Annotated in this window: 23 protein-coding genes; 8 read left to right on the top strand and 15 right to left on the bottom strand. The window is 60.5% G+C overall.

Features of this window, described 5'->3' with window-relative positions; genetic code table 11:
- Positions 1-109 precede the first annotated feature (109 nt).
- From istB to ACPQ6D_RS18370, 3 genes are all read right to left on the bottom strand, one after another.
- Complete coding sequence (gene istB, locus ACPQ6D_RS18380) at positions 110-865, bottom strand: IS21-like element helper ATPase IstB (protein WP_423222637.1); 756 nt, start codon at positions 863-865, stop codon at positions 110-112.
- Entirely contained in the window at positions 856-2,403 is a 1,548-nt protein-coding gene (gene istA / locus ACPQ6D_RS18375; protein WP_423224337.1) for an IS21 family transposase, read from the bottom strand. The genes istB and istA overlap by 10 nt, the downstream gene beginning before the upstream one ends.
- Positions 2,404-2,626: 223 nt before the next feature.
- The gene (locus tag ACPQ6D_RS18370) at positions 2,627-4,291 is read right to left on the bottom strand and encodes an IS66 family transposase (protein ID WP_423223169.1); all 1,665 of its coding nucleotides are present in this window, start codon (positions 4,289-4,291) and stop codon (positions 2,627-2,629) included.
- 314 nt (positions 4,292-4,605) lie between these two features.
- Here ACPQ6D_RS18370 and ACPQ6D_RS18365 point away from each other — a divergent pair, with 314 nt between their 5' ends.
- Positions 4,606-5,178 (top strand): CPBP family intramembrane glutamic endopeptidase, encoded by a 573-nt coding sequence (locus ACPQ6D_RS18365; protein ID WP_423225803.1) that lies wholly within the window; start codon positions 4,606-4,608, stop codon positions 5,176-5,178.
- 44 nt (positions 5,179-5,222) lie between these two features.
- Here the strand turns inward: ACPQ6D_RS18365 and ACPQ6D_RS18360 are convergent, their stop codons facing one another.
- The 7 genes from ACPQ6D_RS18360 to ACPQ6D_RS18330 all read right to left on the bottom strand — a co-directional run bounded on the left by ACPQ6D_RS18360 (position 5,223) and on the right by ACPQ6D_RS18330 (position 10,612).
- On the bottom strand, positions 5,223-5,447 hold the full coding sequence (locus ACPQ6D_RS18360) for a type II toxin-antitoxin system HicA family toxin (RefSeq protein WP_423225802.1): 225 nt from the start codon (positions 5,445-5,447) through the stop codon (positions 5,223-5,225).
- A complete protein-coding gene (locus tag ACPQ6D_RS18355; protein ID WP_423225833.1) occupies positions 5,444-5,653 on the bottom strand; it encodes a type II toxin-antitoxin system HicB family antitoxin in 210 nt (69 codons plus the stop codon). The genes ACPQ6D_RS18360 and ACPQ6D_RS18355 overlap by 4 nt, the downstream gene beginning before the upstream one ends.
- A gap of 451 nt (positions 5,654-6,104) precedes the next feature.
- Positions 6,105-6,434: a HigA family addiction module antitoxin gene (locus ACPQ6D_RS18350; protein WP_423225801.1), complete on the bottom strand. Its 330-nt coding sequence runs from the start codon at positions 6,432-6,434 to the stop codon at positions 6,105-6,107.
- A 13-nt stretch (positions 6,435-6,447) separates the two neighbouring features.
- Positions 6,448-6,726, bottom strand: coding sequence for a type II toxin-antitoxin system RelE/ParE family toxin (locus tag ACPQ6D_RS18345; RefSeq protein ID WP_423225800.1), 279 nt, complete (start codon positions 6,724-6,726; stop codon positions 6,448-6,450).
- Between the two features lie 225 nt (positions 6,727-6,951).
- Positions 6,952-7,254, bottom strand: a complete 303-nt coding sequence (locus ACPQ6D_RS18340; RefSeq protein WP_423225799.1) for a HigA family addiction module antitoxin — start codon at positions 7,252-7,254, stop codon at positions 6,952-6,954.
- A 133-nt stretch (positions 7,255-7,387) separates the two neighbouring features.
- A complete protein-coding gene (locus ACPQ6D_RS18335; RefSeq protein WP_423225798.1) occupies positions 7,388-9,574 on the bottom strand; it encodes a serine carboxypeptidase in 2,187 nt (728 codons plus the stop codon).
- A 252-nt stretch (positions 9,575-9,826) separates the two neighbouring features.
- Entirely contained in the window at positions 9,827-10,612 is a 786-nt protein-coding gene (locus tag ACPQ6D_RS18330; protein WP_423225797.1) for a hypothetical protein, read from the bottom strand.
- A 26-nt stretch (positions 10,613-10,638) separates the two neighbouring features.
- Between ACPQ6D_RS18330 and ACPQ6D_RS18325 the strand changes: the two genes are divergently transcribed.
- Positions 10,639-10,809, top strand: a complete 171-nt coding sequence (locus ACPQ6D_RS18325; RefSeq protein WP_423225796.1) for a hypothetical protein — start codon at positions 10,639-10,641, stop codon at positions 10,807-10,809.
- A gap of 96 nt (positions 10,810-10,905) precedes the next feature.
- Here the strand turns inward: ACPQ6D_RS18325 and ACPQ6D_RS18320 are convergent, their stop codons facing one another.
- Entirely contained in the window at positions 10,906-11,385 is a 480-nt protein-coding gene (locus tag ACPQ6D_RS18320; RefSeq protein ID WP_423225795.1) for a hypothetical protein, read from the bottom strand.
- 142 nt (positions 11,386-11,527) lie between these two features.
- On the opposite strand from ACPQ6D_RS18320, the gene ACPQ6D_RS18315 reads away from it, so the two are divergent.
- Positions 11,528-12,208, top strand: a complete 681-nt coding sequence (locus tag ACPQ6D_RS18315) for a response regulator transcription factor (RefSeq protein ID WP_423225794.1) — start codon at positions 11,528-11,530, stop codon at positions 12,206-12,208.
- A gap of 8 nt (positions 12,209-12,216) precedes the next feature.
- The gene (locus ACPQ6D_RS18310; RefSeq protein WP_423225793.1) at positions 12,217-13,677 is read left to right on the top strand and encodes a sensor histidine kinase; all 1,461 of its coding nucleotides are present in this window, start codon (positions 12,217-12,219) and stop codon (positions 13,675-13,677) included.
- 745 nt (positions 13,678-14,422) lie between these two features.
- Here the strand turns inward: ACPQ6D_RS18310 and ACPQ6D_RS18305 are convergent.
- From ACPQ6D_RS18305 to ACPQ6D_RS18290, 4 genes are all read right to left on the bottom strand, one after another.
- Positions 14,423-15,655 carry an ABC transporter permease gene (locus ACPQ6D_RS18305; RefSeq protein WP_423225792.1) on the bottom strand — a complete coding sequence of 411 codons (1,233 nt, stop codon included), beginning with the start codon at positions 15,653-15,655 and terminating at the stop codon, positions 14,423-14,425.
- 26 nt (positions 15,656-15,681) lie between these two features.
- Positions 15,682-17,331, bottom strand: a complete 1,650-nt coding sequence (locus ACPQ6D_RS18300) for an efflux RND transporter periplasmic adaptor subunit (protein WP_423225791.1) — start codon at positions 17,329-17,331, stop codon at positions 15,682-15,684.
- Positions 17,332-17,437: 106 nt separating this feature from the next.
- Positions 17,438-19,132: an efflux RND transporter periplasmic adaptor subunit gene (locus ACPQ6D_RS18295; RefSeq protein ID WP_423225790.1), complete on the bottom strand. Its 1,695-nt coding sequence runs from the start codon at positions 19,130-19,132 to the stop codon at positions 17,438-17,440.
- Between the two features lie 31 nt (positions 19,133-19,163).
- On the bottom strand, positions 19,164-19,913 hold the full coding sequence (locus tag ACPQ6D_RS18290; RefSeq protein WP_423225789.1) for an ABC transporter ATP-binding protein: 750 nt from the start codon (positions 19,911-19,913) through the stop codon (positions 19,164-19,166).
- Between the two features lie 321 nt (positions 19,914-20,234).
- Here ACPQ6D_RS18290 and ACPQ6D_RS18285 point away from each other — a divergent pair, with 321 nt between their 5' ends.
- The 4 genes from ACPQ6D_RS18285 (at position 20,235) to ACPQ6D_RS18270 (ending at position 25,573) form a co-directional block, all read left to right on the top strand.
- Complete coding sequence (locus ACPQ6D_RS18285) at positions 20,235-21,458, top strand: MFS transporter (RefSeq protein ID WP_423225788.1); 1,224 nt, start codon at positions 20,235-20,237, stop codon at positions 21,456-21,458.
- 79 nt (positions 21,459-21,537) lie between these two features.
- On the top strand, positions 21,538-23,043 hold the full coding sequence (locus ACPQ6D_RS18280) for a MutS-related protein (protein ID WP_423225787.1): 1,506 nt from the start codon (positions 21,538-21,540) through the stop codon (positions 23,041-23,043).
- Positions 23,040-24,545, top strand: a complete 1,506-nt coding sequence (locus tag ACPQ6D_RS18275; RefSeq protein WP_423225786.1) for a MutS-related protein — start codon at positions 23,040-23,042, stop codon at positions 24,543-24,545. Before ACPQ6D_RS18280 ends, ACPQ6D_RS18275 begins: the two co-directional genes overlap by 4 nt.
- 101 nt (positions 24,546-24,646) lie before the next feature.
- Complete coding sequence (locus ACPQ6D_RS18270; protein WP_423225785.1) at positions 24,647-25,573, top strand: hypothetical protein; 927 nt, start codon at positions 24,647-24,649, stop codon at positions 25,571-25,573.
- Positions 25,574-25,586 lie beyond the last annotated feature (13 nt).

Here is a 25,586-nt window from a genome sequence, read left to right as displayed (position 1 = left end):
GACCACCTCGTCTTTTCGTTATCTTTGGCCTGATAGGTGTCCAGTTGGATGGGCCACTCTGAACCAGTGTCACCGGCGGCGCCCTGGGCCTGGCTGAATAAAGCATGTATCACTCCTTGTGCGCCGCCAGGAAGTGGCGGTCACGTGCGCGATAGCTGGCGCCCGTGATGATCATGATCTGGGCGTTGTCCACGAGGCGATCGAGGGCGGCCGAGGCGATCAAAGGGTCTTGAAAGATCTCAGGCCATTCACTCGGTGCGCGATTGCTGGTTATCAGGATCGAGCCCCGTTCGTACCGTTCGAGGATGACGTCAAACATGTCCTCCGGCGCTGGGGGACGCATGGGCTTGAGGCCGAAATCGTCGATAATCAAGAGCGCAGGCCGCAGATAGGTCTGCAGACGCCGGTCGTAGGTTCCATCAGCGCGGCCGGCGTTGAGATGAGCGAGCATCTTGTGGGCGCTGACGAACAGAACGTCGTGGCCGCGGCGACACGCTTCGTGCCCCAACGCTTGAGCCAGATGACTTTTACCTACCCCGGTCGGCCCACAGATCAGGGTGTTGCGGTGTCGCTGGATGTAGGCACAGGTGGCGAGGTCAAGCACCTGCTGACGGTTGATCGTCGGGTTGAAGCCAAAGTCAAAGGCCTCCAGCGTCCTGTCGCTATGGAATGCGGCGCGGCGCAGTCGCAACTGGAGCTGCTTCTGGGTCCGCCGCTCCACTTCGTCCTGAATGAGCCGGTTCAGGAATTCGACGTAGGAGAGCTTGTCCTGGATGGCCTGCTGGTTGCGCAGTTCCAGCGTGTCAAGGATGCCTGACAACCGTAACCGCTTGAGATGGGTATTGAGTTGGTGCGTTAGTTCCATGACATGTCTCCCAGGCCGGGCAAGAGCTCGTGGGCCGAGCGACCGAAGCGCCGCGGCGTCAGTTCAACAACCAATGGGGGGAGTGCAGCCAAGTCCAGGCGCTTTTCCAGGATCTGGCGGATGGTGCGAGTCGTGCAATCCTCGAAGTGCAGCGCCCGCATACAGGCTCGTTCCAGCCGGGGTGCGCCGAACTCCTCGGCCAGGCGCAAGATGCGCCACACCATGCGCAAGCGGTCAAGCGGACGCTCGGCCAGCAGCCGTGCGACCACATCGGCGGTGTGGATGCCGATCTCGTCGGCGCGTTTTTGGCAGGCTTCACGGGTGTTGAGCAGACCGGCGGCCTTGTGAGTCGGCAGATGGTCCGGGTTCGTGAGCCGTTCGCCTGGCGCCTTGGCCGGTTGATGCGTGGCCACGAGGGTGTATTCGCTGAAGATCTGCACGGACTGCAGACCGCCACGCACCCAGACCTGTTGGCCGACCAAGCGAAACGGCGCCGAATAGTAGGCTTTTTCGAATACGACGTAGCAGTCGCGGTGCACCAGGACTTGCTTCCAAACCGCCAGATCGTAGCGGGTGGCAGGTAGAGGTTGCAACGCCATCTTCTCGATCCCCTCGAAACGGTCCGTCGGTTTGGCTTTCGTCGTGCCATGAATCCGTTGACTGGCTATCTTCTCGACCCAGGCCAGCGCCTTGACATTGGCCTCGGTCAGATCGGTGAAGGTTTGACCGGCGAGGAAGTTGCGCTTCACGTAGTGAACGCCGCTCTCCACTTTGCCCTTATGCTGGGGCGTCCGGGGCCGATTGGGTGCAATCAGGAACTCATAGTGTTCGGCAAGGTCTCGGTAGCTGCGCTGCACGACGGGATCTTCCAAAGAAGCTCGCACAATCCCGGCCTTGAGATTGTCCAACACGACTCGGCGGGGCGTGCCGTCAAAGTAGGTAAACGCATTGATGTGCAGCTTCAGCCAGGTCTCGACGGTCTGGTCGAAGACCAGTTCGGCGTACTGGTGTCGGCTCCAAGAAAGCGTCATGACGAACACCCAGGCCTTGCGCATCTCCCCGCTTTGCGGGTCGCGGATCAACCCAGCATAGCCAAAGTCGACCTGGGCCTCTTCGCCTGGCTTCGTTTCGATGCGGATCGTCACGTCGGGCGTCGCCGGTTCCATACGGCGCACGAAGCGCCAGACGCTCGAATAGGTGCCACGATACTGGTGCTGTTCCTGCAGCCGTTGGAAGATCACTTGGATTTCCAAACCCCGTGTTCGCCATTCCCGAATGACTTCCTGAAAGGGAACAATGGTCGAAGCCACTGTAGAGGTTCCGGTGTCTGGCATGGTTGATTGTAAAAGAGCGTGTATCTCGTCTGTCGGGGGAAGATCTCCCGCCAACAATCCCGCCTTATCGGCCCATTCGCGATATTTCTTGACCGTATGCCGGCCAACTGATAGCGCCTTGGCCGTGGCACGATCGCTTTCGCCAGCGCGCAGCCGACGCAAGATTTCGCGTACATCTAACACGTTCGTTCTCCTTCCACTCATCGTCATTCCTTTCTGTTCCGCAATAGCTGCTTGCAAACAGAAGGAATTATCACCGTCTCAGAAGGAGAAACCAAGTTCTCGATTCGCCTTAGTGGCGCCGCATCACGCGAACGACCGGCGTCATTGGCCGCGAATCGGTGGCTCCATATGCTCGCGAACGCATAGCTCCGTATCCTTGCGAACACATGGCTCCCGTATCTTCTCAATAATCCGGGGTAACCAGTTATGTTGGTTCCCAGGAAGCGCCGAGTGACAGTTCGATGGCGCGCTGCGTGATGAGGTCGGCGAGATCAGGCATCTGGCAGGCGCCAGACACGCGATCATGGATGTAGCGATAGATGCTGACGCCCAGCTTCTTGGCTGTGGCCGTCAGAGTCATAAAGGTATCCCAAGCGTTGGCGCCATCGTGCGTACGCGGGCCAAAGCTGACATCACGTTTGCGCACGCGCTGGCGGGCACCCAGTTCGGCCGGGTTGTTGTGCAGCGGGATTTCGGGATGGTCGAGGACCAGCAAGAGGTTGGTCTTCTTGAACTTGGTCTTTTCAATGCGCTCATCCAAGGCTCGGTAGCCAGTCACCGTGGCGAACAAGGTATCGAACTTGGTCTCGAGTCGCGCTTTCTCGTCTGTGCTGGGCTGCTGACGGTAGGTCAGCAGTTCGTCGTAGTATTTCCAGAACTGCTTGGTAAACTCGGTCAAGAGGTTGCGGAACGGCGGACTGCTCGGGTCAAGTTTCTTGTAGTGGCGGCCTTCGTGAATCCAACACAGCGCCAGTTGCTCAGTCACCCAGTTGAATTGGGGAGCGTCATCGCACAGCAGGAGTTTGACGACCGGGAACTCCAATTGGGCATGGTAGGAGGCAACGGTCGCCGCTTCCAAGATGTGCGACCGCTGCTGCGGCCCCAGGGCCGGCAGACGTTCGTCCAACAGAGCTTTGAACTCGGCTTCACTCAAGTCCTGGTCTTGCGGCAGACCTTGTACGATGCGTACGGTGCGCTGCGCCAAGCCGAACACGTACAGAAAACTGATGGCTTCGGCATTGACCCGGAAGGTACGGACGTGCAGATTACGCAGTACGTCCACAATGGTCAGCCGGTCTTTGTGGGCCGTCGTGAAGTACGCCGTATACAGCGGATTACATACCACATGACAATGCTCATTCTGGCCATTGACCCGCGTTGCCGTATCGTCCAGGTGTTGCCACGGGCTGCTGCGCAGTCCCGCTTCGTAGATGGCAGCCTTCTCGGCGTGCAGGTCCGGCCAGTCTTTGATCAGCCAGTTCGACAACTCACCCGCCGACAGTTGGATACCAACATTGGCGAAGAACTCCAGGATCTTCGGCTCGGCCACGTTGCAGGCGAAATACTGCACCAACGCCAGCGCTTTGATCCCCGGCCCAAACTGTCCTGTGTAGCCCGGCGGCAGTGCCGCCAGATACACCCGGCGCTCGCTCGGTGAGTAGTACTTCTCTTTGTGGTACAGCACGTTGTCGGTGTGGATGACCACATCCTGCACAACGCTGTCTTCGTAACCCTTGAACTCCGCATCGGCAGGCAGTTGCGTCTTATCAACCGTCAGCACTTCTTCGCGATCAATCGTGATCTTGGCCAGCTTGCTGCCCTTCTGCCATGCCTGTGGCTTGCGCCGCTCGGCCTCTGACGAGTGGTTCTTATCTGCCCCAGGCGTCTTGCCACGCCGATTGGGCTTGATATCCGGCTTGCCTTGTTCACCCTTCAGGTGGTTGTTCTCGTCGCGCAGTCGCTGCACCTCGGCTTGCAACTGGCGCACCGTCGCCTGCAGATCCTCAACCAAGTTCAGCAACCCAACGATGGCACGCTTGGCCTGCGCTACATCCTCGAGCTGATCCAGATCAAGCTGTTCGAACAACATAATCCCTCACCACCTGCACGGGTCAGACTATTCAGCTTCACGGCACCCGGCACAACGACTCGCAGTATAGCACGACTGACAGCCGCTTGTCTATGATCATTGTCCTTGACACCGGGCTCAGTTCACTCCCCCCGGTTTATTGAGAAGATACTGGCTCCCTATGCTCGCGAATCACTGGCGCTCTATGCCCGCGAACAGGTGGCAACTTTACCACGCGAAATGACACGGCCTGGATTGCGCCGGCGCTGCTGACGATCGTCGGCGCGGCGATTTTCTTTGCCCTCCTGCCGCGCTACTTCGATGCTAACCTCACCATGCTGCGCGGCCTCCTGGCGCAGAACGCGCAGACGGCCGCATTGAATCCCTGGCTGATCGTAGCGGCGCAGCTGGGCAGCGCGGTGCTGATCGCACCGCCGATCAATGGGTTGTTCACCTTTGGCGAGGAATTTGGCTGGCGAGGCTATCTGTTGCCGAAGCTGCTGCCGTTGGGTGAACGGCGAGCGATGCTGGTCTCAGGCGTGATCTGGGGCGTATGGCATTGGCCGGTCATTGCCATGGGGCACAACTACGGCTTTGGCTACCCTGGCGCGCCCTGGAGCGGTATGCTGATGATGACGTGGTTCACCGTCGTCACGGGCTGTTTCCTGGCCTGGGCCACCTTGCGCGCACGGAGCGTGTGGCCGGCGGTCATCGGGCACGCCGCGATCAACGGCATCAGCGCGTTAGGCGCCCTCTTCGTGCAGGGAAGCCCCAGTTCGCTGCTCGGCCCGCTGCCCGTTGGTCTGCTCGGCAGCCTGGGATGGGCCGCGGTCGCCGGGTGGATTTTGTGGCGGCACGCCAGGGGAGATCAATTGGGTGACGCCCCAGAAACGGTCGCGAATCGCTGATCAAACGGTCAAGATCAATCTGGTCGTTCGGCAGAAACGCCGACTCAGAGTTTCTCCTGAAGCTCCTCGCTTGAAAGCTCGCAGTCGCGTAGAATTTGGGCGAGTAAGCCACGTCCGATCGTTTCACCGCGATGTACTGGCACCACCGTGCAACGCCCGTCATTATGTTGGAGGCAATGATGGCTGCCCTTGACTCGGACGACCTCAAAGCCCAACTTGCGCAAAGCCCTGATAAGTTGCGCGCCGGTGACGGAAGGAAACTTGCTCATACCATGACTGCGACACGTTGCACACCGATGAATTCATTGGTGACAGGTTCTTGAACTTCCAGGCAGAGCTCGATCGCCTCTTTGATGCGCTTCATCAGCGCATCCAACGATTTAGCCTGTGTGTGACACCCACGCAGGGCAGGTACCGATGCCACAAAGTAGCCATCTTCATCCTTTTCAATCACCACGCTGAATTCTCGCATCATCATTCACGCCTCCGAATGGCATTTCTGAAAGATCTATGTCGTCGTCACTCGACTTAATTGCCCGACGGACAGGCCCCGCGCTGCGAAGGCGCAAGACGTTTGACCCGGTGATCGCCCTGAGTTGGCCGTTCCCACACGATGAGGCGCGTTCCTTTGATAACAGGCTTTCCCCCATGACCTTGGAGTTGATCGTAATTCGCTCAAGAAGTTGTTGATCGCTAATAATTCGCCTCCCACGCGCATCATACACCCAACAGGCAATTCGGCAAAGTTTCGATAATCTGGCTCTTGAACTTTGCTGTGACGGATGGTTGTTCTGGCCTGTTGGCACGCCCTGTCGTGAGCAGCATAGTCTGGCGCGGGAGGTGTCTAGATTCAGAGAAGCAGTGCAGCCTTCACCGGCACGGGGTGGCGTCCCGCTGACTGCCAGTGATTACTGCTAACTATGGCCTCAGGCGGACGGCCCTGTCGCATGGCTGTTGGAGGCAGGCAGATCAGGCACGAAAAGCGGCACGGCCCGCAGCGTGTCTTTGTGTTGTTCGATCTCCCACAGATCATAAGCGGCTTGATGGCCTAACCAGGTTTCCGCACTACTGCCCAAAGCCACAGATAGGCGCAGCGCAATCTCCGGCGTCACACGGCCGTGGCCATTCACGATTTTGGATAAGGTCTTGCGGCTTACGCCCATCGCCTGCGCGGCGTCCGTGATGCTGGCGCCCATAGGATCAAGCCATAGACCCTTGATAATCTCGCCAGGATGGGGAGGATTGTACATCTTCATCGTTTCTCAAACCTCAATGGTAGTCCTCGTACGCCACATCATCGGCATCACCAGACGTAAAGCGAAATGTAATACGCCAGTTTGCCTGCACCGTGACCGACCAAGTGTCTTTGCGATCACCTTTGAGTTCATGCAGGCGCAGAGTGGGGATGCGTAGATCATCAATAGTCCTGGCTTGCTGCAACTGGGCCAGTATCAGACGGATGCGATTGGCGTGCAGCGGTTGAATGCCTGCCTTGCTGCCGGTGAGAAAGAACTGCTCCAGCCCCTTGTGCGCAAAACTCTTGATCATCCGTTATTGTAACCCAATACTTCCCAGTGTGCAACTTGAGTGAAATCAGATGCTGCCGATCAACTGCCGGCGCCTGATTGATCCCCTTGTTGACTCAAGCAGGCGTGACTCAGCCTGTCCACCTGACCTGTCAACCGGTTGAGGCGCGCCGTGTAGTAGGTCTGGCGCGCGAACTGTTCAGATTTAGAGAAGCAGTGCAGCCTTCACTGGCATCGTGGGCGACTCTCAGGCTGCTTTCAATATGGGCTGCAATTGCATAATTTCGCGGCGCGGACGCTTCTTGGCCAAATCATGATTGGCTTGGAGATTCATCCAAAACTCCGGTGTGGTGCCAAAGGCCTGTGCAAAAAGCCAGGCCGTTTCCGGCGTGATGCCGCGCTTGCCATTGACAATTTCGTTGATCCGCTGCGTAGGGACGCCAATATGCTGCGCAAACTGCACTTGGGTCAGATTCATCGGCTTGAGAAATTCTTCTAGCAAAATCTCACCAGGGTGAGGAGGGATGCGGTTCTCAGGAATAGTGTTCACACCTTTCTCAGTTCAAAGGTTGGAGACCAGAAACCAGAGACCAGAGACCGGAGACCAGAGACCCATTACGGGCGCAACATGCCCACTCCTGATCTCCGATCTCTGGTCTCCGATCTCCAATCTCCGATCTCGCTTAACTCTTCTTCCGCCCCGCCAGCATCAGCCCGCCGATGACCCCAACCCCGGCCATCAACGGCCCCCACTGCTTGAGCGAATTCTGCTTGGTTTTGACGCCCTTGGACATGCGTGGAATTTTCTCCAGCTTGGCGCCGGCTTCTTTCTGCATGGCCTTGAACTCTTCCGGATGCGCTCGCCAGTGATCGGCCTGCACGCGCTTCTGCGCCACTTCTTCTTCGGTGACAAATTTGCCGTGTGAGCGCAGGCCGCCCAACTGATAGCCATGCTTCTTGAACAGCTTGTAGATTTCCTTGACGCGCTCCATCGTGATATTGCGCCCCAGCGTGTAGTCCTCGAAGCGCCCTTCCATGGCCAGCAGCGACGTTTCGGCCAGGCAGGCGTATACTGTCTTGGGCGGCAGGCCGATGTCATAGCCGATGTGGATATCGCCGGGGATGATCACCTCGCCTGATTCGATCACGAGCACATCGGGGCGCAGCGCGGCTTCCTGCTCGCTGATGTCGGGCGGCCGGGCCACGTCGCAAATCACGGCCCCCGGCTTGCACTTGGTGATGTCCACGATGCGCTGGCCGAAGGCTGAAGTGGCGGTGATGATCAGATCGCAGTCGGAAACCAGGTCGCCGGCCCGGGTTGAAATCGTCACCTGCGCGCCGGGCGTCTCCTCCTCAATCATGCGCTTGAATTCGATCAACCGCTCTGGTTCGATGGAAACGAGCACGACATCCTTGATGGCTTGCGCAATCAGGCGCGCACAGACCGAACCGATGGAACCGGTGCCGCCGATGACCATCGCCTTGCCCTTAGTCAGGTCGGTGGCGCCCATCTTGATGACCGCCTGCTTGGCCGCTTCCAATGTCGCGGCGACGGTCAGGCTGTTGCCGCTGGTAATGGCAATGTCGCATTGATGCGCGGTGGTGATGCCGGCATCGCCAATCACCGAGGTGAAGGCGCCCAAGCCCATGATGCGCGCGCCGAAGCGCTCGGCCATCTTGGCCGACTGCACCAGCTTCTTGTAGGTGAAGTTCTCGTCGCGGCTCATCATCTCGCGGGGCGTGGTGCCGAGCGAGATGAGATAGCCCTCGATCTTCTGGCCGGTGGCGGGAGACTGCCCGCCCGTGATCTTGCCCACGTACATGGGCGGAATCAGGGCCGCAATCGGCTCCACGATCTCATCGGGCAGGTATTTCGTCCAGCGGAAACGGTCATGCTTGTGAATGAAACCAATGTTGAGTGGATGGATCACGAAGGCAAACTTGTTGAGGCCCATCTCCTCCGGCTGCAGGTAACGGACGCCCGGCGTCCACTGCAGATCGGCCATCAGGTCAAGATACGTGTCTTCGTTCAGCGGCGCGTCCGGATGGCGCCTGGCGGCCACCAGGCAGCATTCAAAGACCGAGGCTGACCAGGGACTCAACGCGCCTTTTTCGACCAGCGCCGGTATCATCGTGACCACGATGCTGGCGCCGCGGCGCTTCAAATCCTCGACATCTTCTTCGGTGGCCGATTCCACCACGATTGTTTTACGCTTCAGATCTTCCGGTGCGTAGCGGCGGATGGTGCCGATGTCACCGGCCAGCAGGTCGGCCCATTCGAACGGCGCCTTGCTGCGCTCTACGCCGGGTTGACCGGCTTCGGGCAGCAGACGGCGGAAGGGCGCATCCTGCAACTGCTCCAACGTGGGCGCGGCCGCCTGTTCCAACATCCACTTGGCGCCGACACCCGGCACATCGGGCAGGGCAAAGAAAATTTCCGGGTCAGCAAAGCGCATCTGATCGCTGCGCCGGCTGAGTGATTGTGAGAGGCCGGCGTGGTTCAAGCCCGGCACCATCAAAATACGCTTGCCGGCAAAGATACCGGGCTGTGCACGGTCGGCCAGGATGACGCCCCACCGCTCGATGCCGGCGCGGATGCCGCTGCCGTCCACGACCGGCGTCTGCGTGGCAATCTTCGTCAGGCGGGCGCCGACAGGATGCTCGCGGCGTGCGGGACCAAGCTCTAGCCAATGGGGCATGCCTTCCAGGCCGATCACATCCACCGTGCCGTCAAACTGTTTGATCAACGCTTCGGCCTTGTCAGGGTCGCCATGGCAGCCAATGCGGTGAATTTCCATCGTCTGCCCCAGGAACTCGACGGCGGTGGTGCTTTCTCCGTCGTTGATGTGAATTACAACGATCTTCTTCATTTTCAAATCCTTCCATGCATCATCGCACGGTTTGTATCACGCCTGGCCTGTCGCGCGCCGCCGGACATATCCGCATGGCGCTGACTGCGGCGCAGGCTGTTTCTTACCAAAAATCATCTCACGGTCATTGCGCTACAGTATGCCAGAGACGCGCCGGCTATACACTGATTCAGGTCATAAGATGGACGTTTGGGTTTGGCGGGGACAGCGTGGCCCCCGATCGGTTTGGCGCGTCCGGGAACGAAGACACCCCTAGCGGGCAACGACCCGGTAAATGCGGACTTCGTAATCGCCATCGGTGAAGATCTTGACTGGCTCAAAGGCCTGGAAGAGAGCATCATACTCTGCGATTTGCGCGGCGTATTTCTCCGGCTCGCGGTAGAAGCGTTTGAACATCCCTTCGCTGAAAACCAGGTAGTCAAACTTCTCGTCAATGTACCAGGTCGGTGGGTAGAGGATGAGCCGATACATGCCCTGTACGGTGAAGCGCTGCGGATCTACATAGGGCGCGTAGGACTCCAGGGCCACGCGTGCGCCGGGCGGCAGGTTCTGCGCGATCCAGGCGCGCGCGGTTTCGCGGCTGTCAACCGTGGTCAGGCGGCGCGCAGACTGGATAGTGCCCATCAGCGGGACGACGAGAGTCAGCGCCAGCAGCAAGCTCGCCGCGCCCAGGGCCCAGAAGGGGCGCGCGCCTGGCTGCGCGCGGTCCGGGCCAGGCGCGCGCCGGCGCAGCCAATCCCAGGTTTGCACGAGGAAAAGGGCCGCCAGCAGAAACAGGAAGGGCGTCAACGGCGCCAGGGTGCGGTCATTTCGCACCATGAAGTTGCTGATGAACACGAAATAGGCGACAGGGAAAGCCGCCGCGACGATCACCGGCTTGCTGCGCATCCAAAGACCGCGCGCCAGCGCGGCCAGCGCCAACAGGGCGGTCAGCCCCTCCGCTTGCCACAGGTACGTGACGTACCACAGGGCCGCGTTCCCTTCGCCGCCAGCATGGCCGGTTGCGTAGTGGCGCGCTTCCAGGCTCAAGTCGGCCATGAATTTCGTCGGGTCAAGGATGGCAAATGGGTGGCGCAGACAAAGGCCAGGGCGCTGGCCGCCGCCAGGTAGAGCCGTCTGTCTTGCCATCCGCCAGCCGGCGCGCGGAAAATGGGCCGCGACGAGGCACACCAGGATCAACGCCGTTGTATTTGGTGGCTGCGGTCAATCCGACCATGACGCCGGCCAGCACGTAATCGCGCGCGGCCGCGCTGATACACTGGACCGCAACCCACAGGCTGAAACGGCAAAGAAAACCACGAAGGTATCTGGCGTAATGTAGCGACTGTGCGTCACATTCGTGGGCGAGATCGCCAGCAGGAGAGCCGCCAGCAGGAAGCGCGCCGGCTGGCAAACAACTGGCGCCCTACCAGGAATACGAGCACGACCGCGCCAGTCCCGAAGGCCAGGGTCAACAGGCGCCCTAACCAGAAGGTGGCCGGCAGCGGCGTCATGCCATCGCCGCCCACCAGGAGGATCGGGGCGGGGATGTCGGCCAGTGTGTGAAACACGCCGAACATCCTTCCGACCGCGTAGAAGGGCAGATAAGCCAGCGCGTTGAGATAGAAGAACAGACTTGGGTAGTTGAAGAAGTGCGGGTTGAGGTCGCCTGTCTTGACGATCTGTTGGGCGATGGCGACATAGCCCGGCTCATCGGGATGATACAGATAGGGTAGGCCGAAACCGATTCCCCACAGGCGCAGCGCGACGGCCATCAGCGTGATGGCCGTCAGCGCCAATCCTGCGCCGGTCAAACGGGTACGAGTGAGCATGATACGCCATGATAACACACGAAACAGAAAGGGATGAAATCTCTCAGCATCTTCACAGCATCGGCTTACCCACGCCACAGACGGACTGTGCTATAATCTGAGCACAAGTTTTGGATGGTTTGGGCCGCAGATAGGACACGACATGGCAACGGTACTGATTGTAGATGATGATCCCAAGCTGTTGAAGATGCTGCAGCGCACCTTGATGTATGAAGGCTTTCGCGTCTTCAGCGCCAGTAACGGCCATGCGGCCCTGTCCGAAGTGCAAGCGCGCCGCCCTGACGTGATCGTGCTGGACTGGCTGATGCCCGGGCTCGATGGCCTGGGTGTGTTGGAGCGCTTGCGCGCGGCCGGCGACAAGACGCTTGTGCTGATGCTGACCGCTCGCGATGCCGTTGAGCAGCGCGTGGAAGGACTGGAGAGCGGCGCGGACGATTACCTGGTCAAGCCGTTTGCGCCCGCCGAGCTGCTGGCGCGTCTGCACGCGCTCTTGCGCCGCCCCGCGGTCGTGGCCCGTGATGAAGTGTTGGCTTACGCCGATCTTTCCCTCAACCCGCTGACGCGTGAAACGCGGCGCCAGGAACGCCTCTTCGATCTCACGTCCAAAGAGTACGATTTGCTGCAATTTCTCATGCGCCATCCCCGCCAGGTGTTGACTCGCGAACAGATTTTGCAGGAGGTGTGGGGTTACGATTTCGGCGGCGATGACAACGTGCTCGAAGTCTACATTGGTTATCTGCGCAAAAAAACCGAAGCCGGAGGCGAACCACGCCTGATTCATACCGTGCGCGGGGTAGGCTACGTCTTGCGTGAGGAGGCCTGAGGCGCACCATGTCCATTCGACTGCGGCTGACCCTGCTCTACAGCGCCATCCTGGCCGTGACGTTGATCGCCTTCAGTACGACGCTCTATGTCACGCAAACGCAGGCGACTTACAACGGCATCAAAGCCAATCTGATGCGCCAGGTTAGCTTCTTCACCAACAATGGCGAACGCTCGCCTGGCCCGCCGCCGGATCAAAACACCGGCGTCCCCGCGCCCGATCAATCGTCCGCGGGCAGTCCGCCCGTTGGCGACCTGCCCAGCGGCACGCTTCCCGGCCGCTGGACGCAAACGCGCAGCATTACCGGTACGGTGACTGGACAGACGCTCGACCTGAGCGGCGCCAACTTACCGTTGAGCGACGCCGGCCTGCACACTGTGCAGGCCGGCTCTGGCTGGTTCGAGACCGCGCAGGTGCAAGAGGAGCCGCTGCTCATCTACAGCACGCAGGTCACCACGCGCGCGGGTGTGAACGAGATTGTGCAGGTGGCTTTCCCGGTGGCGCAACCGCAGCAGACCCTCAATACCTTGCGCTTGATTTTGGTCGCCGGCAGCAGCCTGGCCATCCTGGTGGCATTTGCCCTGGGTTGGGTGTTGGCGGGTATGGCCTTGCGTCCCATCCAGCGCCTCACGCATACCGCGCAGACCATCGGCGCCGAGCGCAACTTCCGGCGCCGGGTCGAATACCACGGGCCAACGGATGAGGTCGGCCAACTGGCGATGACCTTCAACGACATGCTGGGCGAACTGGAGTCAGGCTACCTGCAGCTTGAAGACGCGCTGCAGTCGCAGCGCCGCTTCGTGGCCGATGCTTCGCATGAACTGCGCACGCCGTTGACGACCGTGCGCGGCAATATCGAACTGCTGCGCCGCGACCCGCCCCTTGACGCCGTGGAACGCAGCGAAGTCCTGACCGACACGACCGACGAAGTAGACCGCCTGATTCGCCTGGTCAACCAGTTGCTGGTGCTGGCGCGAGCGGATGCGGGTCAGACCCTGCGTGGGGAAGTGGTTCCACTGGCATCCGTGCTGACCGAAGTATGCCGCCGCGCCAGGCTGATGGCGCCGCAGCACACGATCGTGTGTGAGCCGCCGCCAGACCTCGTCGTGCAGGGCAATCGAGACGCCCTCATCCAGGTGCTGCTGATCCTGGTTGACAATGCGCACGTCCACACCGCGCCCGGCGCCGCCATCACCCTCTCGGCCAGCCTTGCGGCCGATCACGCGACGATCAGCGTGCGTGACACCGGTCCGGGCATTCTACCCGACGCACTGCCTCACATTTTTGAGCGATTCTACCGCGGCGAGGTCTCGCGCACCGGCAGCGGCGCGGGCCTGGGGTTGTCCATCGCCCGTGAGTTGGTGGAAGCCCAGGGCGGCGCGATCACGGTTGCCAGCGAGCCGGGGCATGGCAGCACCTTCAGCGTGACACTGCCCGTGGCCGCGACATCAACCGCAGCCGGCGTGTGACATCCATCCCCTTGCGCAGGCTGGCTGCTCCACACTGCGCCGGGCAAGCCGATATCGTCCTCCACGACACTTGTTCCTTCCCCGGCGAGCCTGCGCAAGGTTGGCCGATTTCTCCCCTGCCAACCCCCGCAGGGGCCAGGGGACATCGCCACGTTGACTTGCGAGCGCCTCGCGCGCCTCTGAGGTCGTTATCTTGGCGCAGCCCTGCGAGGGGCATCCCCTTGCGCAGGCTGGCTGCACAAGAGATCGCCGGGCAAGCCGACTTCGCCCTTTGCGGCATAGGTTCCTTGCACGGCGGGCTTGCGCAAGGTTGGCCGATTTCTCCCCTGACAACCCTCGCAGGGACGCGTGGACATCAATGCATTGGCTTGTGGCGGCGCTGCGCGTCTCTGAGGTCGTTATCTTGCTGCAGCCCTGCGAGGGGCATCCCCTTGCGCAGGCTGGCTGCTCCACACTGCGCCGGGCAAGCCGATATCGTCCTCCACGACACTTGTTCCTTCCCCGGCGAGCCTGCGCAAGGTTGGCCGATTTCTCCCCTGCCAACCCCCGCAGGGGCCAGTGGACATCGCCACGTTGACTTGCGAGCGCCTCGCGCGCCTCTGAGGTCGTCATTTCGTCGCAGCCCTGCGAGGGGCATCCCCTTGCGCAGGCTGGCTGAGCGAAACAGCATCGAAACGCCACGCCGCCAGCAATAATTTCTGCCGGCGGCGTGGCCTGTCTGCGGGGGTGAGTGGACTCTGATTGTTTATTCGTAGCGCAGCGCGTCGATCGGGTTCAGACCCGCGGCGCGGTTGGCCGGGTAGAGCCCAAAGAAGACCCCGATCGCCAGCGACACGGCCAGGGCCAGCACGACGCTTTGGGTGGTGACGATGGCCTGGCTGCTGCCCAGCAGCGGCGTGATGACTTGCGCGCCGACGACGCCCAGCACCACGCCGATGATCCCGCCCAAGACGCTGATGACAATCGCCTCCGTCAAGAATTGCGTTAGGATATCGCCGCGCTTGGCGCCCACCGCCTTGCGCAGACCAATCTCGCGCGTGCGCTCGGTCACGCTGACCAACATGATGTTCATGATGCCGATGCCGCCCACCAGGAGCGAGATGGCCGCAATGCTGCCGAGCAGGGTCGTGAAGGTTCCCGATGTCTCTGCGACGCTGCTCAAGATGTCGGCCTGGTTTTGCACCAGGAAGTCATTGTCCGCGCCGGTCGCCAGGCCATGCAGGCTGCGCAGAATCGCGGTCACCTGCGCCTGCGCCAGGTCCATCTCGTCGGCCGTGCGCACTTGCAGGTTGATCGAACGGACGGTGTTGGTGCCTGCGCCGCCCAGCTTCAGTTGCGCCGTGCGCAGCGGCATCATGATCACGTCATCCTGGTTTTGCGGCCCGCTTTGCCCCTTTGACTTCAGCACGCCGATCACCTGGTAGTTCTGACGGTTGATGCGCACCGTTTCGCCGATCGCATTCACCTCGCTGCTGCCAAACAGGTCCTCCACCACCGACGTGCCAAGCACCACCACCATCGCCATGTTATCATTGTCTGCTTGGGTCAGGAACCGTCCGCGTGTGACGGTTGTGTTGCGCACGGTGCCATATTCCTCGGTTACGCCGTTGATGGTCGTTGAGGTCGTGCTGCCGCCGTACGTCACCGTGGCGTTGGTGCTGTACAACGGCGCTACCAGGCTGACCGAGGTGGCCAGGCTCTTGATCGCACTCACGTCTTTCATGGTCAACGTGCGGCTGCTCTGCTGCAGGCCGCTCTGCGAGAAGCCGTAGCTTGGCATCGCCGTCACCGTGACCAGGTTCGATCCCAACGACTGGAATTGGCTTACCACCTGCGCCTGCGCGCCTGTGCCCACTCCCACCAGCGCGATCACGGCGGCAACACCGATCACGATTCCTAGCATGGTCAGTACGGTTCGCATCGTGTGTGCGGTCAACGAACTCACGGCCACGCGTAACACCATCAATAGCTTTTTCATTTTCGTCTCCTTTTCATGCCTGTTTTCTAGCGGCCGGTCAACTGGCGACTGACATTCATGATCGTGTTGCTGCTGCGGAAGTTGCTGCCGCTGCTGCTAGAAGCGGTCATCTGGATGACGACCTGGTCGCCAGGATTGAGACCCTTGGTAATCTGCGTGTACGTGCCATCGCTGAGGCCGACTTCGACGGGGACGGCGATTGGATCGCCGTTGGGATCGCTGGTGTTGGGCACGAGCACCCGGTAAAGGCCATTCGCTTTGGTCAAAGCCAGGGTCGGCACGAGCAGGGCGTCCGCGGCCTGACCGACCTGGACTTCGACGTTGGCGGTCATGCCGACGAGGAGGCCCAGGTTGTCGGCGCCGGTGAGGGAGACCGGCACGGCGTAGACCATGACGCCGCCTTGCAGAGAGCCTTGCAGGGGGACAGAGAGCACCTTGCCCTGGAAGGACTGGCCGGGGAAGGCATCGAAGGTGATGCTGGCATCCTGGCCAGCGCTGATCTGGCGGATGGTGGTTTCATCCACGGAAGCAACGACCTGCAAGGTTTTGAGATTGGCGAGGGTGAGGATGGTGGTATTAGCGGTCACCTGGTCGCCGGCGCTGACGTTGGTTTGCAGGATGGCGCCGTCGAAGGGGGCGACGAGTTGGGCGCCGGCGAGCGCGGCCTCGGCGTCGGCCAGGACAAGGCGCTTCTTGTCCACGGCGGCCTGGGCGGCGGCGATCTTGGTAACGTCGGCGCCGGTATCGAGATCGGTGCGCGCTTCCTGGGCGGCCTGCAAGGCGACTTCGGCCTGGTGGACGGCGAGTTCGGCCTGCGCCAGCGCCAGCTTGTCGCCGCCGGCCTGCGCCTCGGCCAATACCTCCTGCGCATCCGCCAGCGCGACGTTGGCTTTCGCTAACTCGGCGGCCCTGGACTGGCGCGCCAGCTCGCGCTGAACCTGCACGCGTGCCAGGTCAGCCTGCGCCGCGGCCAGCGTCACCTGGTCGTCGGCGATCTCTGCGGTCTGCTCCGCGTTCGGGTTGCTCAGCGCTTGCAGTTCGGCAAGGCGGCGCTGATACCAGGCCACGGTGTACTGCAAATCGCGTTCGCTTTTCGCCAGGGTGTCATGGTCGGCCAGCGTCGCCTGAAGCTGCAAGAGAGCCAGGCTGTCTTGCGCGTCTTGCACGGCGGCCTTCAGGCTGGTCAGGTCTGGCGACTTCAAATCGGCCAGGTTGGCCTGCGCCTGGGCCAACGTCTGCTTCGCTTTGGACACCGCCACGTCGGCCTGGGCAATTTCCAGGGCCGTGGCCGGCGTCTGCAGGTCGCTCAAGGCATCCTCGGCCGCCAGCAGATCGCTCTGGGCCTGATCGCGCGCCTGCGCATACGGCGCCGGGTCAATCGTCGCCAGGACCTGCCCGGCCGTCACCACGTTGCCGGCCTGCACCGCCAGCGTGAGCAGATTGGTTACGCCGCTCATCTGTTCGAAGGCCAGATCAGCGCTCTGCTCGGCCGCCAACTGCCCGACCACACTCAGGCTCGAGCTGAGCGCTCCCTGGGTCACTGCCACAATCTGTGTGTAAGTCTGACCGCTGGCGCTGCTGGTCGTGGTTGCGGCCCGGCTCTGATACGTCCAATACCCACCGGCTGTGATGGCAACCAGCACGGCTGCCAGTAAGATTCTTATCGTCCGTTTCATGTTTCTTGCCTCGTTTTCGTTGTTGGCGGCGTCTTGACCGCCGCTCTCGCAAATCCCTGGTGGTCGTCCAGACGGGCTGGCGCAATACCAGTCCTTTCATTTACTGCTACTGCCCCGGCCGCGCCCCACCCGAAGATGAAGAAGGAGGCGCTGGCGGCGCGCCGCCATCCATAGCGCCCATGCCGCCCGGCCCGCCCTGGGTCTGCGAACTGCTGGTGGTGGAGGCGACCTGGACAACGACCTGGTCGCCAGGGTTGAGGCCCTTGGTAATCTGGGTGTACGCGCCATCGCTGAGGCCGACTTCGACGGGGACGGCGATTGGATCGCCGTTGGGATCGCTGGTGTTGGGCACGAGCACCTGGTAAAGGCCGTTCGCTTTGGTCAAAGCCAGGGTCGGCACGAGCAGGGCGTCCGCGGCCTGACCGACCTGGACTTCGACGTTGGCGGTCATGCCGACGAGGAGAGCCAGGTTATCAGCGCCGGTGAGGGAGACCGGGACGGCGTAGACCATGACGCCGCCTTGCAGCGAGCCTTGCAGGGGGACGGAGAGCACCTTGCCCTGGAAGGACTGGCCGGGGAAGGCATCGAAGGTGATGGCGGCATCCTGGCCGGCGCTGATCTGGCGAATGGTGGTTTCATCCACGGAAGCAACGACCTGCAAGGTTTTGAGATTGGCGAGGGTGAGGATGGTGGTGTTAGCGGTCACCTGGTCGCCGGCGCTGACGTTGGTTTGCAGGATGGTGCCATCGAAGGGGGCGACGAGTTGGGCGCCGGCGAGCGCGGCCTCGGCGTCGGCCAGGGTGAGTCGTTTCTTGTCCACGGCGGCCTGGGCAGCGGCGATCGTGGTAGCGTCAGCGCCGGTATCGAGATCGGTGCGCGCTTCCTGGGCGGCCTGCAAGGCGACTTCGGCCTGGTGGACGGCGAGTTCGGCCTGCGCCAGCGCCAGCTTGTCGCCGCCGGCCTGCGCGTCCGCCAATGCCTCCTGCGCATCCGCCAGCGCCTGTTGACTGCGGCGCAGCGCCATCTGCGCCTGCAAGGCGCTCACCTGGCGGCTCGTCACATATGCCACGCGCGCATCCTGCGCGTCCATCATTTTGTTGTAAGCCACCTGCAGCCGATCCCGGTAGTAGTCGTCGGTGTACGTTTCCGCGGCCAGCCGTTGATAATCAGCCGTCGGGGTTGCCTCGGCCGTTTGCAGCCTAGCCAGCTGCTTCCTGGCGGCGCTGTCCTCTTGCTGCGCCAGCACGTCAGCCTGGGCTTTGGCCAGCGCGCTTTGCGCGCTCGCCACGGACGCTTTCAGGCTGGGCAGATCAGGGTTCACCAACGCATCGAGCGCCTCTTGCGCCTGCTGCAGTTGAACCTTCGCTGCGGCTACGGCCACGTCGGCCTGCGCCAATTGCAGAGATGTCGCCGGCGTTTGCAGATCGCTCAACGCCTCCTCGGCTGCCTGCAGATCGCTCTTGGCTTGATCGCGCGCTTGCTCATACGGCGCCGGGTCAATCGTCGCCAGGACTTGCCCTGCCGTCACCACGTTGCCGGCCTGCACCGCGAGAGTGACCAAGCTGCTTGTTCCACTTACCCGCTGAAAGGCCAGATCCGCGCTTTGCTCGGCCTCCAACTGCCCCACGACGCTGAGGGTGGCGTTCAACTTCCCCTGCGTCACCGTCACCACCTGGGTGTAGGTCTGCACGGCTGCCTTGCTGGCGGTCGCCGTGCGACCGCTAAAGTACCAATATCCGCCGCCGGCGACGACCAGCGCCGCCAGCAGAACACCTACCATCGTACGCCAATTGCGCTTCATACCTGGCTCCCTTCGGCTGTTTGGATCGTTCCTAAACCCTTGACTTTGATGTCGGTATGCCCGTTTGCCCCCGCGCGTCGCGGCGCGGCGCGGCGACGGGCGTATCGCTCACGATCAGGCCATCCTGCAGGCGCACGATGCGCCGCGTGTGCGCGGCGATGTCCGGCTCGTGGGTGACAAACATGATCGTAATGCCTTTCTGTTCGTTCAACTCCTGGAAAATGCGCATCACCTCTTCGCCGGCCCTCGAATCGAGGTTGCCGGTCGGCTCATCGGCCAGGATGAGGCTGGGGTGATTGACCAGCGCACGGGCAATCGCCACGCGCTGCTGCTGACCGCCGGAGAGCTCGTTGGGCTTGTGATGCAGGCGATCGCCCAGCCCGACCATCTCCAGGGCCGCGACGCAGCGGTCGTGCGCCTGGCTGATGCCGGCGTAGATCAAGGGCAGCTCCACATTAGCCAGGGCCGAGGTGCGCGGCAGCAAGTTGAAGCTCTGAAAGACAAAGCCGATCTTCTGGTTGCGGATTTCCGAGAGCGCGCCAGGGTCCATCCGGCTGACATTCTGTCCCGCCAGCAGATACGTGCCTGCGGTCGGCACATCGAGCGCGCCCAAGATGTTCATCAGGGTTGATTTGCCCGAACCGGACGGCCCCATGATCGCCATCATCTCACCGGCGTGTACGTCCAGCGAGACCCCGCCCAGCGCCTGCACGGTGACCTCGCCCATTTGATAGGTCTTTGTCACATTTTCGATTGAAATCAGAGCCCGGTCCTGACTCATGATGTGTTCTCCTCTCGCTTTCTGTCGGCTGCGGAAAGCGCGCCTGGCTTTCCATATACGACCATTATCACGCAGGGGCCTGAGACGCGGCTAAGCGAAAACTGAGGAGAAACTGAGAAATCTCAAGTCCGATTTGTTCGTAGCGGCAGAGTCGTGGTAAAATAGGGTCAATGTCATAGAGGATGAGGCTCCTCGAGGACCAACCGTCGCAAGACTAATAGCTTCTACCAGTGCGGGCAACCGCTGGTAGAAGTTTTTTGTTTTAAGGCGAGAAGCCCTTACACACGTTCATCATGAGGACGGATCGAGGAGTGAGGTGTGATGAATCAACATCTATCTGAGCCTGATGTGAATCCCGAACCACATCCGGAAGCATCAAATCATGTCGGTCTTGGCCGCAACGTGATTGCCCTGGGTTGGGTGGCGTTCTTCGGAGGCCTGGCGCAGGACATGATCCAACCCATTCTGCCCACCTTCTACACGGCTGTGCTAGGATTGAACAAGGAGTTCATTGGCCTGATCGAAGGGTCGCTCACAACGGTGGTCAGCTTGATGAAGATCGGCGCTGGCTACCTGTCGGATGCGTTGGGCTTGCGCAAAGGGCTTGTTTTCATCGGTTATGCACTCTCCGCGTTGGCGCGCTTTTCGCTGGGCCTGGCAGGCAGCCGCGCGGTGATATTTGGGCTGCGCGTCACGGACGGCATCGGAAAGGGGCTGAAAGATGCCCCGCGTGACGCGCTCGTCGCCGGATCGGCGGGAGACCGCAAGCTGGGTTTTGCCTTCGGCGTGCAGCGCACGCTGGATACGCTCGGTTCGGTCGCTGGGCCGCTCATCGCCTATGCGCTGTTGCGCGTTTGGGTGGATCACCCCCACAAGTACCAAGAAGTATTCCTGGTCGCCGGCGTGGTCGCGGCCATCCCCCTGCTCATCATCGGTCTGGTGGTGCGCGAACGCAAAGCCGGGCAGGTCAAACAGCGCGTGGCGGTGACTACCTTGCGCGGGCCGTTTGCCTGGTTTCTGGCGGTGATGCTGCTCTTCACGCTTGGCAACTCCTCCGATGCTTTTCTGTTGTTGCGCGTCCAAGACGTTGGGATTGCCGCAACGACCGTCCCGATCATCTATGCGCTGTTCAACCTGGTCTCCGCAGTGGCGGCCATCCCGGCCGGCAGCCTCTCGGATCGGATTGGGCGGCGCAGAACCATCACCCTGGGCTGGATCGTTTACGTACTGACCTACTTGGGGTTCGCGCTGGCAGCTAAGCCCTGGCTGATTTGGGGCCTCTATGCCTTCTACGGTCTCTATTACGCGTTGACAGAGGGCGCCGCGAAGGCCATGATTGCCGAACTGGTGCCGGATGCCGGGCGCGGCGGCGCGTACGGACTTTACAATGCGGCGATCGGCGTGATGGCGCTGCCTGCCAGTTTGATCGCCGGCGTACTGTGGACGCGCGTGGGGCCGGCGGCGCCATTTGCGTTCGGATCGGCCGTCGCTGCGGCGGCTATTGTGGCTCTGACCCTGGCGCCGAGATCTGAAACGGCGCGCTAATCGGCGCAAGAACCGTTGTCTACGTGATGCTCCGGGAGATGTTATGCCGACGACGTTTCACAGCATCCTATTCGTCACCATGGAAGATGACGCCAAACACGAGGCGCGTGAGGCGCCAGCCTTCTTTGTTGACTTGAACCTGGATCAAATCATAGACACGATTACGGCCGGCAAGGACGAGTATCATTTGCAGCCGTTCTTCTACGCGCCGTTGAAGGACCCTGATGCGATCAGGTACCGTTACGAGGTTATGCAGGATCTGGAAGACAAGGCGCTATTCACGCACATCGAATCTTTTGCCCAGAAGATGCGTGTGATGCGCGAACACCTTGCCCAGGCAGACAAGCTGCATCACCGATACCAGAAGGAACGATGGTTCTTGGACGCAGTGCAGGTGTATGGCGATGCGGTTCAATGCCTGGTAGACGACTTGTCCCTTGCCAATCTACGATCACGCGGCCTGCTGGCTTTTCGCGAGTATCTCACAGATTATGCTGCTTCTGACCGTTATACATCGCTATTGTCAGACACAAGGCGGCTCAAAGCCAATCTATCGGCGGTGATATACTGTCTGTTCATACAGGAGAACCGCATCAAAGTGCGCAAGTATGAATCCGAGGCTGATTACAGCGCAGAGGTGCAGGCAACCTTCGAGAAATTCAAGCAGGGAGGCGTCAAGGACTATCGCGTCAAATTCGTCGAATGGCCGGACATGAACCACGTGGAAGCGCAAATCCTGGATTTTGTCGCCCGACTATATCCCGACGTGTTCTCGAGTCTCGATGATTACTGCACGCAACATGGCAGTTACCTGGACGAAACGATTGCCGTCTTCGATCGGGAAATTCAGTTTTACATCGCCTACCTGGAGCATATTGGGATATTTAGGCGTAAGGGCCTGCCATTCTGTTATCCGCAGCTTTCCGTTCAGCGCAAGGAGGTGTTTGACCATGACTGTTTTGACTTAGCCCTGGCCTATAAACTCCTGCATGAGACGTCGCCCATTGTCTGCAATGATTTTTACCTCGAAGGCAGAGAACGTATCTTGGTGGTATCCGGCCCGAACCAGGGCGGTAAGACAACCTTCGCGCGCACGTTCGGACAGGTGCACTACCTGGCCTGCCTGGGCTGCCCTATACCAGGCCGAGAAGCTCAGCTTCTTCTTTTCGACAGACTCTTTACGCACTTCGAAAAGGAAGAAAACATCAGCAACCTGCGCGGCAAGCTGCAGGACGATTTGGTCAGAATTCATGATATCCTGGACCAGTCTACCGGCAACAGCATTATCATTGTCAATGAGATCTTCACCTCTACCGCATTGAAAGACGCGATTTTTTTGGGCAAAGTGGTCCTGGAGCGCATCATCCAATTGGATGCGCTGTGCGTTTGCGTGACGTTCATAGACGAATTGGCTACCTTAAGTGAAAAAACTGTCAGCATGGTCAGTACGGTTGTTCCCGAGAACCCGGCCTCGCGCACGTACAAAATTGTCAGACGACCGGCTGATGGGCTTTCCTATGCCATATCCATTGCCGAGAAGTATCGGCTGACGCACGGCTCGCTCAAGGAGCGCATTAAGCCATGAAGGCCTTTCTCATGTACCCAGATCGCGACTTTGATCTGAAGCGGAAGTTGCCGTCGAACGAACACGCCCTGATGCAAGACCTGGAGCTAGACATCTTGTTCAATGCGATGGCCCTTGGCGACAAGTTCCTAGCTGAAGTGGTAAAGAGCGCTGTCTTATCCGGTTTGCGTGATGATCTGGACACCATAGGCTATCGTCAACGTGTTCTCCAGGATTGTCTGAAGAACCGTGCTGTTGTCAGGGAAATCTACGATGTCGCTGTCAAGGCAATCGAAAAAGAGAAAAAGGTCTACTACGGAATTCTCGGCCGGCACGCCGATTCTATCCTGGCGCGATCTATCGAAGCATTGCAGATGTTTGTGGGCATGCTGCGACAATTGAGACGTGTCGCCGATGAACACGCCGAGCGTTTTGAATCAGAAGGTTTTACGGCGTTTTTCGCGATGGTCAACCAAGAACTGAGTGACGACTACTTTGCCAGCGTCCAAAATCACCTGCGGGAACTGAAACTGCGCGACGGTGCGTTGATTAGTGCTGAACTGGGGGCAGGCAACCGGGGAGCCAACTACACACTGCGCAAATCGCAGGTCAAACAGAGTTGGATGGAGCGCTTCTTCGCCAAGAGACCGCCGGAATATACCATTTATATCGCCGATCGCGATGATAACGGCGCCAGGGCTTTGTCAGAAATAAGAGAGCGGGGGATCAACCTGGTGGCCAATGCGCTTGCCCAATCGGCTGATCATATCCTCAGTTTCTTTAACATGCTGCGGACCGAATTGGCCTTCTACGTGGGTTGTTTGAATCTACAGGGGCGGCTTGCCGACATGGGCGCGCCTATCGTCTTCCCCCAACCCGCTGCGCTTGGCGAACGCAGACATTCTTTTGCGGGACTGTACGATGTCTGTTTAGCTTTGGCCCTGGGACAGCGAATTGTGGGCAACGATCTGCGTGCAGACGATAAACACCTTGTCATCATCACCGGCGCCAACCAGGGCGGCAAATCAACGTTTATGCGCAGCATCGGGTTGTCGCAATTGATGATGCAGTGCGGTATGTTCGTACCGGCTGAGTTCTACTGCGCCAACGTTTGCGATGGTCTGTTCACACACTACAAACGCGAAGAAGACGTAACGATGAAGAGCGGAAAACTTGATGAAGAACTCAGCCGCATGAGCGACATCATAGACAATATCACGTTGGGTTCCGTGGTGTTGTTCAATGAATCTTTTGCCGCCACCAACGAAAGAGAAGGCTCGGAGATTGCAAGCCAGATAATCCATGCGCTGCTGGAAAAACGCATCAAGGTTTTCTTTGTGACGCATTTGTACGAATTTGCTCACGGCTTTTATGAGAGGAAATTGGAGGCCGCCATTTTCTTGCGAGCTGAAAGGCAAGCGGATGGCGGACGCACTTTTCGAGTTACCGAGGCCGAACCACTGCAAACCAGCTATGGCGAAGACTTGTACAAGACGATCTTTCGAACAGGCGATTCATTCTAGATTCCAATACATGGCCAGATGTTCTAACTTTTCGTGGAGGGAGTATGGCCAGCGGAGATCAGTTGCGTTCTTCAGATCGTCGCCGTAGAGCGCCCCGGCGTGTGAACCCGGGCCACATGGGGCGTCCGCGCCTGTTCCGCAACCTGGCCGACTTGAGCGCCGACCTGGCCGACTTGAGCGCCGACTTGGCCGATGCGGCGCAGACCGTGTTGTCGCCCAATGACGAGGTGCGGCGGATCTTCGTTGTGCCGCCGCAGGAGTTCCCGTCGTGGGCGAAGTATCGCTATGGCCCCGGCCACGCGCTGATCTTCACGGACGCCGGGGTGATCCATGTGCAGACGGCAGCCCGCGGCCAGCCCGCACAGGCGCGCGTGGTGCCCACGGCAGCCGTGCACTACGTCCAGGTCGGCCTGTTATTGCTCTATGGGCGCCTGGAAATCGGCTATGCTGTGGAAGGCCGCGCCCAACAGGTGGCGCTGGAATTCAACACGGTCGGGTGGGACCTGCTGCAGCCTGGGCTGATGGATCTGCTGCGGGACGTGAACATCGTGTCGCCGCCCGTCGAGACGCAGGCCTCTGCGATCAGCGCGGCCGTAATCGAGCGGCTGCCCTACAAGTTCGCAAACGGAGTCAAGATTTACATCCTCGCGCCGGGCGAACGCCTGCTGGGCCTGGTATTTCAGCCCGGCATCTGGACGCGGCGCCTGCTGATCTTCCGGCGCCAGGTGACGCCTCCCATCGTCCTGGCGCTCACCGATCGCTGCGTCAGCCTGATCGAAGAGGAACCCAGCGTAGGCGCATCGCACTCCTACGGTTGGACGTTCACCCTTATCCCGCGGCGCGGCGTAACGGGCATGCGCAGCGAGCCGACGCCGTTGGGCCGTTTGATAAGCATCGAACTGCTGGTTGAAGGGGCAGTGGCGACCCGCGAGTTGGAGCTTACGGCCGAGGTGGCCGCGACGTGGGAGGCGCAGTGGCGCAGTCACGGCGGCGAGTGGCGCGTCGAAGCGTCGAAAACGGCGCAATGAATGTTGAGACGTA

It is taken from the genome of Candidatus Amarolinea aalborgensis (assembly GCF_900491745.1).
Taxonomy (GTDB): domain Bacteria; phylum Chloroflexota; class Anaerolineae; order SSC4; family Amarolineaceae; genus Amarolinea; species Amarolinea aalborgensis.
This window is presented reverse-complemented; position numbering and strand designations above follow the sequence as displayed.

What these genes read in the sequence shown, in the direction of transcription:
- ACPQ6D_RS18295 (WP_423225790.1), bottom strand. Translation starts at nt 19,132, where the DNA reads ATGAAGCGCAATTGGCGTACGATGGTAGGTGTTCTGCTGGCGGCGCTG.
- ACPQ6D_RS18305 (WP_423225792.1), bottom strand. Translation starts at nt 15,655, where the DNA reads ATGAAAAAGCTATTGATGGTGTTACGCGTGGCCGTGAGTTCGTTGACC.
- ACPQ6D_RS18315 (WP_423225794.1), top strand. Translation starts at nt 11,528, where the DNA reads ATGGCAACGGTACTGATTGTAGATGATGATCCCAAGCTGTTGAAGATG.
- ACPQ6D_RS18330 (WP_423225797.1), bottom strand. Translation starts at nt 10,612, where the DNA reads ATGGCCGACTTGAGCCTGGAAGCGCGCCACTACGCAACCGGCCATGCT.
- istA (WP_423224337.1), bottom strand. Translation starts at nt 2,403, where the DNA reads ATGAGTGGAAGGAGAACGAACGTGTTAGATGTACGCGAAATCTTGCGT.
- ACPQ6D_RS18325 (WP_423225796.1), top strand. Translation starts at nt 10,639, where the DNA reads ATGGGTGGCGCAGACAAAGGCCAGGGCGCTGGCCGCCGCCAGGTAGAG.
- ACPQ6D_RS18275 (WP_423225786.1), top strand. Translation starts at nt 23,040, where the DNA reads ATGAAGGCCTTTCTCATGTACCCAGATCGCGACTTTGATCTGAAGCGG.
- ACPQ6D_RS18300 (WP_423225791.1), bottom strand. Translation starts at nt 17,331, where the DNA reads ATGAAACGGACGATAAGAATCTTACTGGCAGCCGTGCTGGTTGCCATC.
- ACPQ6D_RS18310 (WP_423225793.1), top strand. Translation starts at nt 12,217, where the DNA reads ATGTCCATTCGACTGCGGCTGACCCTGCTCTACAGCGCCATCCTGGCC.
- istB (WP_423222637.1), bottom strand. Translation starts at nt 865, where the DNA reads ATGGAACTAACGCACCAACTCAATACCCATCTCAAGCGGTTACGGTTG.
- ACPQ6D_RS18285 (WP_423225788.1), top strand. Translation starts at nt 20,235, where the DNA reads ATGAATCAACATCTATCTGAGCCTGATGTGAATCCCGAACCACATCCG.
- ACPQ6D_RS18290 (WP_423225789.1), bottom strand. Translation starts at nt 19,913, where the DNA reads ATGAGTCAGGACCGGGCTCTGATTTCAATCGAAAATGTGACAAAGACC.
- ACPQ6D_RS18360 (WP_423225802.1), bottom strand. Translation starts at nt 5,447, where the DNA reads ATGAGCAAGTTTCCTTCCGTCACCGGCGCGCAACTTATCAGGGCTTTG.
- ACPQ6D_RS18370 (WP_423223169.1), bottom strand. Translation starts at nt 4,291, where the DNA reads ATGTTGTTCGAACAGCTTGATCTGGATCAGCTCGAGGATGTAGCGCAG.
- ACPQ6D_RS18280 (WP_423225787.1), top strand. Translation starts at nt 21,538, where the DNA reads ATGGAAGATGACGCCAAACACGAGGCGCGTGAGGCGCCAGCCTTCTTT.
- ACPQ6D_RS18350 (WP_423225801.1), bottom strand. Translation starts at nt 6,434, where the DNA reads ATGAAGATGTACAATCCTCCCCATCCTGGCGAGATTATCAAGGGTCTA.
- ACPQ6D_RS18345 (WP_423225800.1), bottom strand. Translation starts at nt 6,726, where the DNA reads ATGATCAAGAGTTTTGCGCACAAGGGGCTGGAGCAGTTCTTTCTCACC.
- ACPQ6D_RS18335 (WP_423225798.1), bottom strand. Translation starts at nt 9,574, where the DNA reads ATGAAGAAGATCGTTGTAATTCACATCAACGACGGAGAAAGCACCACC.
- ACPQ6D_RS18320 (WP_423225795.1), bottom strand. Translation starts at nt 11,385, where the DNA reads ATGCTCACTCGTACCCGTTTGACCGGCGCAGGATTGGCGCTGACGGCC.
- ACPQ6D_RS18355 (WP_423225833.1), bottom strand. Translation starts at nt 5,653, where the DNA reads ATGATGCGAGAATTCAGCGTGGTGATTGAAAAGGATGAAGATGGCTAC.
- ACPQ6D_RS18365 (WP_423225803.1), top strand. Translation starts at nt 4,606, where the DNA reads ATGCTGCGCGGCCTCCTGGCGCAGAACGCGCAGACGGCCGCATTGAAT.